Here is a 15,469-nt window from a genome sequence, read left to right on the forward strand (position 1 = left end):
ATTTGAGTATTTCGACTATTATACCATGCAAAAATTGTCATTCCACACTAAAAAAGCGGAACAGCCTGAGCTGTCCGCTTTTGATCACGATTGAATGATCGGATGCTGATTCAAGATTGCAAAAATCCGTTCTGCGACTTCTTCCGTTTGTGACAGCAGGAACATGTGGCCGCCGTCAAATTGATGGAATGTGATGTCTTTTGCCCACTTCTTCCAGCCTTCCGCATCTCGAATGCATTTTTTATCATCAAGCCCGTTAAAGACATGAACAGGCGATTGGATCGGGGCCAGATCGTGAAGCACAAATTGTTCAAGCGCCCTGTAGTCCGATCGGAAGGAAGGCAGGAAAAAGGACATGACCTCCTTATTTTCAACAAGCTCTGCGGGCATTCCGCCTAATTTGATAATATGATCAAGGAATTGATCATCAGGCAGATGGGACACTTTCTTCCGCTGAATATGGGGCGGCTGTATCGCAGAAATGATAACGGCCTGTGGAAAGATGCCTTCCCGCTCAAGCTTTTGCGCCAGCCTGAAGGTGATCATGCCGCCCATACTGTGTCCGAACAGCACAAACGGCCGATCAGGGCCCAGGTTCAGTTCTTGCTTGTACAAATCCGTCAGCTCTTCGAGATCCTCAATGGCTGTCGTTTGATTCGTGCCGTGTCCCGGCGGCTCAGCAGCAAGCATCTCACACTCCCCCTGCAAAAAAGCATGGAGAGGGCGAAACGACGCTGAGTAGCCGCCGGCAAACGGAAAACAGATGAGCTGCGTTTTTTCCGACGCATCAAATGATTTGAAGAGTTGGCTCATTGGCTGTCTCCTCCTTTCATCACTTCATTTAAGAAACCGTTACGGTTTGTGTATTAAGAAATTCGAGCAAAATTACGGCATTCCTATCTAGCGTTTCGCCCTGCAGCATTTCTGCGTGTGTTCCGAAGCCTCTTTTCACACGATAAGCACCTGTTGTTGCCTCTTCCCATGATGCAAGCCATTCCGGCATGTCAAAATCAGCGCCAGATGTCAGCAGATCAATATCTGCTTTCACTTGGCCTGTGCTGATCAGGCTGACGTAGTATGAGTAAAAGGCGTGTGTTTTTTGCTTAAGTCCTTGTTTGACGGCTTCGCTGTTGAGTGCTTCATTGTCCCGGTTGACATTCATCAACGCTTCGACATCACTTTCAACCGTGCGTCCGTCCAGATCACTGACACCTTGTTTTTTATAAGAATCCACCATGATGATCCGCTGCACAATACGGCCTTGTTCCTCAAGCTTTTTGGCAGCTTCAAACGCCAGGCTGCATCCTGCTGAATATCCAAACAAAGTCAAAGGCCCTTCCGGCTGAAGCTTCTGGATCAAATCCGTATAGCGGTCAAGGCGATTTTCTTCCTCAATGAAGTCAAAGGCGCACAGCTTGTATGACGGCAAGCGGTTGGCCAGGTTTTGGTACATGAGGCCATAGCCCAAGACTGGAGGAAATGCGAAAATGATCTGTTCCTGATCGGGATTCATTATCGTTACATCCTGCAATCCATCTGAGCCCCCGTTTTTCAAAAACGCTGAAATACCGGCGATTGTCGGCGCTTCAAACAAAACCTTTACCGGAAGATCAATCCCGAGCTCCTTCTTGATGCGGGAGGCGGCGGTCATTGCCTTCAAGGAATGTCCTCCGAGCACAAAGAAATCGTCATGAATGCCGACTTGTTTTCTGCCGAGAACCTCAGACCAGATTTGCGCGATTTTTTCTTCCATCTCGTTTCGCGGCCCGATCCATTCTTCCGCCAGCTGATCCTGATCAGGTTTTGGCAGCAGCCGTTTATTGACTTTCCCGTTTGTCGTTAAAGGAAGCTCATCCAAGAAGGTAAAGGTTTGCGGCACCATGTAAGCAGGAAGCTGTTTTTTCAGGTGCGCCTTTACGCCTTCAGCTGAAAGCTGCGTCCGGGTCACCAGGTAGGCGTTGATTGATGCATCGCCAGACTCAGGGCAGTCCGCAACAACGACCGCATCTTTCACTCCCGGGTATTCCTGCAGCTGCTTTTCAATTTCTTCAAGCTCAATCCGGTGTCCCCGTATTTTGACCTGATCGTCAATACGGCCGGCGTATTCAATCGTTCCATCCGGCAGCCAGCGTGCTAAATCCCCTGTGCGGTAAAGCATTTCTTTCGGCTTAAACGGGTTCTTGATAAACTTTTGCTTCGTGAGGTCAGCACGATTTACATATCCTTTTGACACGCCCATTCCGCTGATGCACAGTTCACCGATCGCCCCGAATGGCTGGAGCTGGCTTTGCTCATTCAGAATATAAATACTGGCATTGCTGATCGGCTTTCCGATCGGCAATGAGGAGATGGAATCCGGTATATCATGCACGACGTGAGCAGTCGCAAACACTGTTCCCTCAGTCGGCCCGTAGCAGTTAATCAGCTTGCCCGGCCCCATGACCCGCAACGCTTTCCTGACGTGAGGCACAGATGCGCGCTCTCCGCCGAATAATACACAGCGAAGCCCCTTCATCCAATCCTCTCCCGCATCTGTGAGAAGATTAAACAGCGCAGTTGTCGCAAACATGACATTGACATTCTCCTGCTTGATCAGATCAGTGAGCCGCTCTGTATCAAGCAGCGTATGTTCATCTGCGATAATGAGCCGTGCCGCATTCAGTATGGAAGCGTAGAAATCAAAGGTAAATGCGTCGAAGGCGTAATTCGAAACAGATAAGAACGTATCTTTTTCAGAAAATGCCATGTAGTCTACATGCTTGACCAAACCTTGAATATTGGCATGAGTGGTCATATTGCCCTTCGGCTTTCCGGTTGTGCCCGACGTGTACATGATATATGCCGGATCATCGGGATCAATCGCGGTGGCAGGATCGCTTTCCTTTTCCTCAAACCGTGTTTGATCATCGATGACGAGCGTTGTGCCTGTATACGGCAGCTGAGCCGCTTGTTCTTTCATCTCCTGATGTGTCAGCAGACAGGCTGCCGCACTGTCAGTCAGCATATACGAGATTCGGTCCTCTGGCAGCTTCGGGTCAACTGGCAGATAAGCCGCTCCCGCCTTTAATACACCGAGAATGCCGATCACCAGTTCAAGTGAGCGCTTCGTGTACAGCGCTACAACGGAGCCTTTGCCCGCACCGTGTTTTTGCAAACGGTGCGCAAGGCGGTTCGCTTCCTGATCTAATTCGCAGTAAGACAGGGTCTGGCCGGAATACGTAAGCGCCGGCGCATTCGGATTGACATTCACCGCTTCCTTAAACCAATCGGTCAGGGGCTTTGTCTCATGAGTTTGAGCCGGCGGATTTAAGCCTGTAAGCAAAAATTCTCTCTCCCTGTCGTCAACGAGGTTGATCGTGCTGACAGGCTGTTCGGGATTCTGGATGAGCTGCTGAATTGCTGTGAGAAGCTGAGATTTCAAGCGCAGGATAAACGCCTCATCAAACACATTCTCATTATAAGCAAGCTTAATCAGCATCTCTTCACCTGGAGAAGCCATTAGGTTGAGATCATAATTCGACTTCTCAAAAACATGAACATCCACCATATCAAAGCCGTTTTCACTGCTTTCTTCATTTTTCGCATCCTGAAGCGGATAGTTCTCAAAAACAATGATGTGGTCAATCAGTTTCGGCTGATCGGCCTGGCTTTGGATGTCATAAAGCGGCACATATTGATGCGGCTCGGACTGCAGCGATTGCTCCTGCAGCTGCTTGAGCAAGCCGGTAAATGTGATATCCTTAGACAGCTTCACACGTCTCGGGACAACGTTGATAAACAGTCCGACCATATGTTCAACGCCTTTAATTTCCGCGGGACGCCCGGAAACGACTGTACCGAACGTTAAATCGCCAGACTGCTGATAGCGGCTGATCAATACGCTCCAGACTGCCTGCAGCGCCGTGCTTAAAGTGGTATGCTGCGATTTTGCAAGCTCGGTAAAGGCCTTTGTTTCCGCCTTCGGCAATGAAAAGAGCAGCTCCTTCGGCTCATAGCCGTCCTTTTGTTTCTTTCTTTGCTCCGCAAACGTCGTTTGTCCCTCAACATCCTCTAAGTACTCGCGCCAGTAATGCAGTGATGCGTGTTTATCTTGCTTTTCAAGCCACTTGATATAGTCTTTATACGGTTTGACTGGCGGCAGGCTGTACGGCTTTTGTTCGCGCAGAGCATTGTATACTTTAAATAGATCCTGCACGACGATGCCGAAGCACCAGCCGTCCAAAATAATGTGGTGGTAGCTCCATACCCATTCAAAGCTTTCTTCAGCTTTTTTGAAAACAGCTGCCCGCATCGGAATATCCCGCGTCAAATCAAAGCCTCTGATCTTATCCTGTTCCTTGTATTCATTGATTTTGGCTGCTTGCTCGCTGTCCGTTACATGTGTCAGATCGATTTCTTCTATATGAAACTGCCGTTTTTTCAATACGACTTGGACAGGCCTTTTTACTTTTTCGTGAATGAACACGGTACGAAATACATCGTACCGGTCCATGATCACATTCATGCTTTCTTCTAGGCATTTGATATTCAAGCTGCCTTTTACTTTCATCGTGATCTGTTCAAGGTAAAAGCTTTGGCCGGGATTCAGGATGGTATGAAACAGCATCCCTTCCTGCATCGGCGATAGGTAATACATATCTTGAACCTGATCCTTGCTAAATTGACTCATATGTTTCGCTCCCGCCTTCTGTAATTCCCTTGCGTTTTATTTTAAATTCTCCTCAAGCATGTCAAAGATATCTCCCATTTCGTCCATTTCAAGGTTTTCGGCGCTGAAGTCGCTTGGCGTGAATTCCTTCTCTTCTTTTTCCGTGCAATGGCGGATCAGCATCAGAAGATTTTCTTTAAACCGTTCCATTCGCTCTTCAATCGTGGCTCTTTCAAACTCCTTCTCATTGTAGGAGCAGGAAAGCACAAACCGGCCGTTTCTGATCATGCCGCTGAAGCTTAAAGCGTACAGCGCCTCTGATTCTCCGCTTACTTGGCGCCCCATATCGAAAGCGGACGGTTCAAAGAAATCGGTTTTGACTTCACTGTCGAATTGGCCCAAATAGTTGAAGCTGATCTCCGGTGTGAAGCCCTTTGTTTCCGATGTTTCTGTGAAATAACGAAGAATGCCGTAGCCAACACCTTTATCCGGAATGCGGCGCAGGTTTTCTTTGACTGTTTTGATCACAGCTGAGGCATCTGCTTCAGACATGTCGAGCACAACTGGGTATTGTGCCGTAAACCAGCCGACCGTTCTGGAGATATTCACATTCGGGATGATGTCCTCCCGGCCGTGTCCCTCAAGGTTAATGCCGATTTTGGCACTGGCTGTCCAGTCTTTCATTGTCAAACCAAGCGCGCTGAGAAGTATATCGTTGATTTCAGTTCCATATGGCTGATGAACATCTGTTAAAAGATGCTTCGTGTCTTCTTCCGTTAATTCACATAGGACGGATGATGTATCCTTGACGATCCGCTGCTCTGTTTCACAATCCTTCGGTAAAGGAGAAACCTGCTCAGCGGCAATTTGCGACCAGTATTCAGCCTGCTGTAAAAGATGCGCTGATTGGCTGAATGCCGCCAGTTCTTCCGCCCAGTCCTTGAAGGAGTTTGTTTTTTGCGGGAAGACAAGGCTCTCTTCTTTCTCAGCCTGCATGTAGCCTGAAGCAAAATCTTCAAGCAAAATCCGCCATGACACACCGTCGACCACGAGATGGTGTACAGCGATGAGCAGGTGATCCCCAGCTTCCGTGCGGTATTGCTCCGCCTTTAGAAGGGGCCCGTTTTGCAGGTCGATACTGCTTTGCAGCCTGTTCGCCAGAATCTTAATCTGGTTTTTCAGCATCTCTTCATCAGAGCCGTATAGATCCACGATTTCGAAGCTGACCTTGCTCTCACCGATCGGTTGATACGCCTGAATGATGTCCCCGTTTTCCTCACGGTAAACCATGCGAAGCGCGTCATGATGCTCGATCAGCGCCTGCAATGTTTTCTCCACACGTTCAGGATCAAAGCCCTTCTTGGCGTGAAGCATCACCGATTGGTTCCAGTGGTGTTGGTTCGTGAAGTTCTTTTCAAAGAACCAGCGCTGGATCGGCGTCAGGATGACTTCGCCCTCCACCGGGCCTTGGTCTGCCTGTTTGCCTTCGGCACGCTCTACGTATTGGGTCAGCTCCTCGATCGTCGGGTGCTGGAAGAGATCTTTCATTTCCAGCTTCCAGCCGTGCTGGTTCAAGCGGCTCGCCATCTGAATTCCTTTGATGGAATCTCCGCCAAGCGAGAAGAAATTATCGGTGACACCGACTTCAGCCATTCCAAGCACGTCCTGCCAGATGCCGGCAAGCAGCTCTTCCATGTCGGTCGTCGGCGCTTTGTATTCTCCGCTTCCCGCTTCGATGTCCGGCTCAGGCAAGGCTTTGCGGTCCACTTTGCCGTTTGCCGTAACCGGAAGCTCGCTCAGCGTCACCCAGAACGCCGGGATCATGTAATCAGGCAGGGTTTCCTTCAGTGCTGATTTCAGTGCTTCTATGTCAGCTGATTCCGGTGTGACATACGCCGCGATCGCTGTATTGCCGCCTTTATCCTTCACGGCTGTCACTGCCGCATCCTGCACCTCAGAAAGCTGCGCGAGCTGGACTTCAATTTCTGAAAGCTCGATTCGGTAGCCGCGGACCTTGACCTGCTGGTCGATCCGGCCGATGTATTCGATGCCGCCGTTCACCCACTTCACCAAATCGCCGGTGCGGTACATGCGTTCACCCGGCACAAACGGATCAGCGACAAACCGCTTCGCGGTTTCGTCTTCTCGATTCAGATAGCCTCGCGCCAGTCCGCGTCCCGCCACGCAAAGCTCTCCGGCTACGCCTTCCGGCTGTACCTGATTGCCCTCGCCAAGAATGTACACTCTCGTATTGGCGATCGCCTGTCCGATGGAAAGCGAGCCTTCCTCCGGATGGATTTCCGTGCTTGTGGCAACGACCGTGTTTTCTGTCGGCCCGTAGTTGTTGACGAGCTTGTACGGCTTTTTCACGGCACGCTTCAGCTTGTCTCCTCCAGTCAAGAGGACGCGAAGTGATGTGTTCTCAAGCTCCATGAACTGTTCCGCCAGCTGTGTCGGCAGGAACGTAATCGTTACGCCGTTCGTTTCGAAATAATCGTTCAGGCGGACAATATCGAGGCGGATCGCTTCATCAATGACGTGAAGCTCAGCGCCAATCGTCCAGGTCGGGAACATCTCCCAAATGGAGGCGTCAAATCCGAAGCCCGCGTACTTCGCACTGCGGTCCTCCGCTGTCATGCTGAACGCATCGTGATGCCAGAAGCACAGGTTCACAAGCGCATGGTGCTCGACCATGACACCCTTCGGCTGTCCGGTCGTTCCAGATGTGTAAATCATGTACGCCAAGTTCTCCGAGGTTACAGCGGTTTCTGGATTTTCCTCGTCGTTTTCATCAAGCGGCAGGCTTAGAATCGTGCGGCTTCCGTCGAGAAGGATGACATCCCCCGTATAGCTGTCCGGCACTGAAATGCCCTCTTGCTTCAAGAGAAGCTTCGCGCCGCTGTCCTGTAAAATATACTCAATCCGCTGATCAGGGTAGTCAGGATCAATCGGCACAAATGCCGCTCCCGCCTTTAAGACGCCGAGCACAGCGGCCGACATTTCAAGCGACGGCTTCGTAAGAACGCCGACGCGGTCATCCGGGCTGATGCCGCAGTCGATCAGAATCCGCGCGAGACGGTTTGCCTTCGCATTCAGCTCGCCGTACGTCCAAGATCGGCCGTTGTATGTGACAGCAGGGCGGTCTTTGTGGCGCTGAACAGTCTCTTCGAATAGCTGATGAACCGTTTTGTCTGTCGGCACAGGCAGCGTTTTGCCCTTCCATGCCTCAAGAAGCGCTTGTTTTTCTGTTTCAGTGACGAGTGACAGGCTGGAAAGCGGCTGGTTCGGGTTTTCCGCAACAGCCTTTAGTAACCTCAGAACGTATTCGCTCCATCTTTCAGCCGTTTCTTTTGTGAACAGATCTGTCGCATATTCGAGCTGCAAGCCAATGCCGTTTTCATCAGTAAACCCGCCCAATGTCAGATCAAACTTAGAGGTTCCCTGATGAGCCTCATAAGGTGAAATGCCCAGATTTGGCAATGTAAGCTGTTCTTTATCGGGGTTTTCTGTCGTCACCATCACATTAAATACTGGATTTCGGCTCATATCCCGAGGGAGATCAAGCTGATTAACCAGATCTTCAAATGGATACTCCTGATGCTCCAGCGCTGACAGGTTCGTCTGCTTCGCTTGCTCCAGAAGCTCCGCAAATGTCTGCTGTTCTTTCGCTTCCATTCTTAAAGCAAGGGTATTGACGAACATTCCCGGCATGTCTTGGACATCGGCATTCGTCCGGCCCGCAGTAACGGAGCCGATGACGATATCCCGCTGTCCGGAAATTTTGCTTAAAAAGACGTGGAAAACCGCGTGAAGCACCATGTGCAAGGTCGCTCCGGTTTCCGCGAGCAGCTTTTCGACCGCCTTTGCCGTCTCACTTCCCGTACGGAAACGAAGCGTATCTCCTTTAAAGCTTTGCACAGGCGGACGGGCGTAATCGAGCGGGAGATCAAGCTCTGGCAGCTCGCCTGAAAGAACCGACAGCCAGTACGCCTCATGCTCCTTCATCCGTTCTTTTTGCTCAGCTTCATGTTGCCAAACGGCGAAATCTTTATAATGAAGCGACGGCTCCGGAAGCTGCTCTCCTTTGTAAAGCAGCGCCAATTCTTTTACAAAGATGCCTCTTGAGACGCCGTCTGCGATGATGTGATGCATATCTAAAAGCAACAAATGTTTCTTCGCTTCTATTCGAAGCAAAGCGGCGCGAATGAGCGGTGCGTCGGTTAAGTCAAATGGCTGGATAAATTCCTTAATCTTTTGGTCCGCTTCGTCTTCTTCCGCTTCAAACAGATGAAGATCAACCTCCGCCTCCTCAATAATGCGCTGAACAGGCTCACCATTAGCTTCCATAAATGACGTCCGCAATGATTCGTGCCGGTTCACAAGCTGATTGAGCGAGTCGCGCAGGCGCGACACATCAAGCTCTCCTTCCATTAAAAGAACAGATGGCATGTTGTAGCTTATCGTCTGGCGGTCAAGCTGATTGAGCACATACATCCGTTTCTGCGCGGATGACAATGGATACATAGCCTGCTTGTCAGCCGGCTTGAGGACTTGATGGCCGCCTGAAACAGCAGATGCCTCCATATAAGCCGCCAGCTGGCGAACAGTCGGCTGCTCGAACAGTGCTTTAAGCGGTACGCTTTTCTCCAATTCTGCCTGAATGTTGGCAATCAGCATCATTCCTTTTAATGAATGGCCGCCTAAATCGAAAAAATTGTCGTCAATGCCGATGGCTTCTATGCCAAGCGTTTTCCGCCATATGCGGCATAAGCTTTCTTCAAGCGCTGTTTCCGGTGCCGCCAAGGCCTTGCCAGAAGATTGTGCCGCATTCGGCTTCGGCAAAGCGTTTCTGTCGGTTTTCCCGTTTGCCGTCAGCGGAATCGCGTCAACCTGCACAAAGAAAGCAGGAATCATATGAGACGGTAGTGTTTGTGAAAGCTGGTTCCGGAGCTCTGCTTTTTCAATGGCTTGATCCGACGTATAATACGCGCAAAGCTCTTGAAGGCCGCCCTCGAAGACCGCCAGCACAACCGCTTCTTGAATTCCGCTGAGGCTGAGCATGACCGTTTCGATTTCTTTCGGCTCAATGCGGTAGCCGCGGATTTTCACCTGATCATCAGCCCGGCCGATAAATTCAAACGTACCGTCAGAAAGTCTCCGTACGACATCTCCGGTTTTGTACATGAGGCTGCCCGGCGAATATGGATTCTCCACAAATCTCTCGGCTGTCAGCTGTGGCCTGTTGAGATATCCTCTCGCAAGCCCCTGTCCCGTAATATAGAGCTGTCCGCTCGCTCCCGGCGGCACAAGCTTCAATGCTTCATTTAAGACAAGCGCGCCGGCATTCGCAATCGGTTTTCCGATTGTCGGGCGTGTCGCAAATGCATCCGGCTCAGACAGACCAATCCGTCCGGCGATGGCGCCGATCGTTGCTTCTGTCGGGCCGTAGTGATTGATAAATTCGGTATGTCCATACACCCTGCGAAAGGCAAGAACATCAGCCGGGATGATTTTTTCTCCTCCCAACACAATTAAACGCAAGGATTCAAAGTTCGCCTCTTTTGCAAAACTGGATGTGTTCACCATTGTATGGAAGAGAGACGGTGTCAGTTTGATATAAGTGATCCCATGCTCCTTGATGTAGTGCGCTATTTCATCCGGCGCCGTATAGGTTTCCTTCTGTACGATATGGAGCTCGCCCCCGCCCAGAAGCACGGGGAACACGCTCGTATAGCCTAGGTCAAATGCGTAAGAGGATAGCAATACAGTCTTATCCTTTTCCGTCAGGCTCGCCTCTTCACTAAACCAAGAGACATAGTTTGTCAGATTGCGATGCTCGATCTGCACGCCCTTCGGCTTTCCGGTCGTACCGGACGTATAAATGACATATGCAAGATTGCGAGACCCTGAAATGGATGCTGGGCGCTCCTTGCTTTCATTTCTCCATTTACCTTCATCAAGGTTGACGATTGTCCCTTCATACTGCCCAATAGCCGTCATGTTTCTTTCATTGACGATCGCAATTTTTGCTCCGCTGTCCTCTAATGAATAACGGATTCGTTCTTCGGGTGTATCAGGATCAATGGGAAGGAAAGCTGCCCCCGCCTTCATGACACCGAGAATGGATACCATCACCTCAGCTGACCGGTCCATAACAATCGCAACGATATCTTCACTTCCTGCCCCTTGGGCACGAAGATGGTGCGCCAGCTGGTTCGCCTGTTCATCAAGCTCGCGATAGGTCAGCAGATTTCCGCCAGCCTTCACCGCAGGATGGTCAGGTGTTTGCTGGGCCTGTTTTTCAAAAAGAGCTGCAAAGGTGGCTTCCGTAATTTGAGTCATATGTCTTTCTTCCAGCAAAGCAGCTGTTTCTGCAGATGAGAGCATATCTACTTCAGACAGCCGAACGTTCGGATTAGCCGCGGCCGCTTTGATGATATTGACAAAGTGGCTGCTCCAGCGGCGGATCGTCTCGTCCTTAAACAGAGCAGTCGCATAGTCAAAGCTTAGGCCGATATCGTCTTCACGCTCGACCGCTTCCAAGGAGAGGTCAAATTTCGCCACATGATGATGCATGGAATACGAGGAAATCTTCAAATCTCCTAATCTTAAAGAAGGAATCTCCATATTCTGCATATTGAACATCACGCTGAACAGCGGACTTCTGCTTGTATCCCTTGTAAGGGGAAGCTTTTCAATCAGCTCCTCAAGCGGATAGCTCTGGTGCTCGAATGCTTGAAGGCTGGCTGTTTTGACCTCCTCAAGGAATTGCGCGAAGGTTTTATCCCCCGCTGGTGCCGTTCTGAGTGCTACCGTGTTGACAAACATCCCCGGCACACCTTGCAGATCAGGATGTGTTCTGCCAGCTGTCGGCGAGCCGACAATGATATCATCCTGCGACGCGTACTTAGAAAGGAGTACATTGAATGCCGCCAGCAAAAACATATACATTGTCGTATCCGTTTCTGCTAAGAATGACTTGATTTGAGCAGTCATCTGTTGATCAAGCCCGAACATCACGCGCTCTCCCGCAAAGCTCCGCTCAGCAGGCCGCTCGAAATCCGCGGGAAGATCCAGTATTGGCAGCTCGCCTTTAAAGACATCAAGCCAGTATGCCTCATCCTTTTGATAATCAGCGTGTTCTTTGTGCCAAACTGCGTAATCTTTATAGTGAATTTGCGGCAGCTCCAGATCCGCGCCTTGATACATTTTGGCAAGATCACCGATCAGAATGCCTGTTGAACTGCCGTCAGTGATAATATGATGCATATCAATGAGCAGCAGGTGGCGATTTTCTTCCAGCTGGACAAGCTTCGAACGGACGAGCGGCGCACGATTTAATTCAAACGGCTGAACGAACGCTCTGATCATTTCCTCCGCGTCCTCTTCCCGTCCCTTGGCAGCCTCCAGCTGGAACGATATGTTTTTATGAACGGTTTGTACAACCTCTCCGTCGATCATGTCAAACGATGTACGAAGGATTTCGTGCCGGTTGATTAATTGCTGCATCGCGTTTTCAAGCCGGTCTTTATCTACTTCTCCCTCCAGCAAAAGTACAGCGGGGACGTTGTAGCTTGTGTTTGCTTGTCCAAGCTGATTGAGGATATACATTCTCCGCTGGGCCGGGGATACAGGATAATGCTGCTGATAAGGTGCTTGCCTGATCGGTTCAAACGTCTGCTCCTCCTTGCTTTCGTTCTCGTCCAAATACAGCGCCAATTCTTGAATGGTCGGCTTTTCAAAAAGCACTTTAATCGGTACTTCCTTATGGAAAAGCTCTTGGATTTTTGCCGTCATCATCATCGCTTTCAAAGAATGGCCGCCGATCATAAAGAAGTTATCGGTAACACCTGCTTTGACACCGAGTATTCCTTCCCAGATCTCCGCTAATTTCTTTTCACTCTCTGTTTCTGGTGCTGCGTATTCCGGCTGCACGGCTTCTGATTGCGGCGCGGGCAGTTCTTTTTTGTTGATTTTCCCGTTCGGCGTGAGCGGCAGACTGTCCATTTGAATCAGGTGGGCAGGGACCATATAGTCAGGCAAAGACTGAGATAGCGTTTTTCTCAGCTCGCTCACAGTAACTTCACGGTCCGCCGTAAAGTACGCGCAAATTTCATTTTCATCCGCTTTGTTTTTGCGGATGATCACCGCAGCCTCTGTCACATGCTCAGCCATGTTCAGTTTTGTTTCAATTTCGCCAAGCTCAATTCGGAAGCCGCGCACCTTCACTTGGTTGTCGATTCTGCCTAAAAATTCGATATTGCCGTCCGGCAGCCATCTTGCCAAGTCGCCAGTACGATAAATCCTTTCACCCGGTCTGAACGGGTCTTCGAGAAATTGCTTCTCCGTCAGCTCAGGGAGATTGACGTACCCCCGCGCTACGCCGATTCCGCCGACGCAAAGCTCGCCGGGCGCGCCGATCGGCTGCAGGCGTGCCTGCTCATCCATGATGTAGGCAGTGGAATTTCCGATCGGCTTCCCGATTGGAATAGAGCCGCCATACTCGCGGTCGATCAGAAAACTTGTTGAAAACGTCGTGTTTTCTGTCGGGCCGTATCCGTTCCACAATGAAAGCGACGGCGATGCCTGTTTAACTTTGGTGACAATATGCGGAACGAGTGCGTCTCCCCCGATGATTAAATGACGCAGTGTGCCGAACATACCCGCATCCTTTGCGGCAAGCTGGTTGAATAAAGGTGATGTCAGCCACATCGTCGAGATTCTTTGCTCACGCAGGAATGCAGCAAATTGTTTCGCATCAAGCAGCGTCTCTTTTTTGACCGGATAAAGCGCTGCGCCATTTAGCAGTGCGCCGAAAACCTCAAACGTTCCAGCATCAAAGCTAACCGCTCCTGTTTGCGCCATACGGTCCTCTTCAGTAACAGGAACGTACCCGGCATTTTTGACGAGGCGCAGAATGCTTTTATGTTCGATCATGACGCCTTTTGGTTTGCCCGTTGAACCGGATGTGTACATGATGTATGCCAAGTCGGACGGGGCGGATGGCAGGTTGAGATTGTCAGCCGCTTCGCTCTCATCCAAGCCTATGTCCAGTGTAAGGACCGGCACCTGAAGCTGATGTGCCTGCTCTGTATAAGAAATTCCGGTCAAGACCATTCGAACGGAGCTGTCCTCTGCCATGAACCGAAGACGGTCCCCAGGAAGCGCTGGATCAAGCGGAACATATGCGGCGCCTGCTTTTAACACAGCCAGCATGCCGACAACGGTTTCTATTGAGCGGTCGTTCATAATCGCGACTGTTTCCCCTTTTTGAAGGCCTTGCTCAATCAGCTTTCTCGCCAGACGATTGGCCGCGGCATTCAGCTCGCGATATGTCAGCTCGGTTCCTTCATATACAACGGCAGTGCTCGCCGGCGTCCGTTTCGCTTGCTCTTCAAACACTTGATGAACAGCCATTCCTTCCGGGAGTTCGGCTTTCGTGCTGTTAAACACCTCGACAATTTGCCGCTGCTCTTCGGCTCCCACAAGCCCGTACTCACGCACAAACGCGGCCGGCTGATCGACAGCTGCTTCCATCATGCGGGTAAGGTGCTCCGCTGTCCGTTCGATAAAAGCGGAATCAAAGGCGGCGCCGTTATATTTGATTTTGACGGTCCACGTTTTGCCCGGATACACAATCAGGTTGAAATCGAAGCTCGTTTGTTCAAATGCGCTTTCTACCTTGATCGAGAACCCGAGACGGTCTTCCATGCTGCCATTTTCAAGCTCTTGATCAAGTGGATAATTTTCAAACGCGACAAGATGGTTTAAGAGATTGCCATCAAGGGCTGAGCGTTTTTGAATCTCATAGAGCGGCACGTAATCGTAACGCTCCGCTTCAACTGCATGCCGCTGAACAGCTGTGAAAATATCAGCGAAAGCAGCATCTCGTTCAACGTTTACCCGCACCGGAATGGTGTTGATAAACAGCCCCGCCATCGTTTCAATCCCGCTGATTTCAGACGGCCGGCCCGAGACGACCGTTCCGAAGACCACATCATCCGTAAAGTTGTATTTGCTGAGAACAATGCCCCAAACGGCCTGAAATAGGTTAGGCCCTGTCACTTGATGGCGGTTTGCGGCTTGCTGAATACGGGCAACCAGTGTTTCGTCCCATGTAAATGAATATTCTTTATTGACGTATTCGTCTTTTTTCACAGGCAGGCGGCCCGGGAGCACACTTGGCTGTTCAAAACCCGCCAAGCGCTCGCTCCAGTAGCTCTCCGCTTCTTCATTATCCTGTTTTCCAAGCCACTTGATGTAATCGGAATAAGGCTTGCCCTGACCGTTTGCCGGTGTCCTGCCTGCTCTGAGCGCTTCATAGTTTTGGAACAGGCTTTTCATGAGGACGCCCATGCTCCAGCCGTCCATCATAATATGATGATTGCTCCAGACGAGATACAGCTGATCTTCATCAAGGCGGAAAACTGCCACCTTGAACAAAATGTCTTTTGCCAGGTTAAAGCCTTGGCGCTGAACGTCTTGTTTGTAACGCTCAATGTGCTCTTTCTGGCGGTTCTCGTCTGCATGACTGATATCCTCATAATGCACCTTTGTTTTGCGTTCCGCTAACACGACCTGACGCGGTTTTTGCAGCTGCTGATGCACAAATACCGTACGGAGAATATCGTATGACCGAATCAGTTCATTGACGCTTTTCTCAAAGATTTCAAGATCAAAAGCGCCGTGAATCCCAAGCTCTAATTGTGTGAAGTACGAGGAAGAATGCGGATCAAGCATCGCATGATACAGCATTCCCTCCTGCATTGGTGTCAGTGCGTACACCTTTTGAATCGATTTTTTGCTCATATGCCACCTCTA

Annotated in this window: 3 protein-coding genes; all 3 read right to left on the bottom strand. The window is 50.3% G+C overall.

The annotated features are described in order from the left end of the window. Nucleotides 1-84 precede the first annotated feature (84 nt). The 3 genes from srfAD to srfAB are packed head-to-tail and all read right to left on the bottom strand — an operon-like array spanning nucleotide 85 to nucleotide 15,457. The gene (gene srfAD / locus ACQXR1_RS14210) at nucleotides 85-813 is read right to left on the bottom strand and encodes a surfactin biosynthesis thioesterase SrfAD (RefSeq protein WP_103031546.1); all 729 of its coding nucleotides are present in this window, start codon (nucleotides 811-813) and stop codon (nucleotides 85-87) included. 28 nt (nucleotides 814-841) lie between these two features. Then, nucleotides 842-4,669: a surfactin non-ribosomal peptide synthetase SrfAC gene (gene srfAC / locus ACQXR1_RS14215; protein WP_430772350.1), complete on the bottom strand. Its 3,828-nt coding sequence runs from the start codon at nucleotides 4,667-4,669 to the stop codon at nucleotides 842-844. A 36-nt stretch (nucleotides 4,670-4,705) separates the two neighbouring features. Then, entirely contained in the window at nucleotides 4,706-15,457 is a 10,752-nt protein-coding gene (gene srfAB, locus ACQXR1_RS14220) for a surfactin non-ribosomal peptide synthetase SrfAB (protein WP_430772351.1), read from the bottom strand. Nucleotides 15,458-15,469: the final 12 nt, after the last annotated feature.

It is taken from the genome of Bacillus sp. ATD, from assembly GCF_050585765.1.
Classification (GTDB): Bacteria; Bacillota; Bacilli; order Bacillales; family Bacillaceae; genus Bacillus; species Bacillus stercoris.

What these genes read in the sequence shown, in the direction of transcription:
- srfAD (WP_103031546.1), bottom strand. Translation starts at nt 813, where the DNA reads ATGAGCCAACTCTTCAAATCATTTGATGCGTCGGAAAAAACGCAGCTC.
- srfAC (WP_430772350.1), bottom strand. Translation starts at nt 4,669, where the DNA reads ATGAGTCAATTTAGCAAGGATCAGGTTCAAGATATGTATTACCTATCG.
- srfAB (WP_430772351.1), bottom strand. Translation starts at nt 15,457, where the DNA reads ATGAGCAAAAAATCGATTCAAAAGGTGTACGCACTGACACCAATGCAG.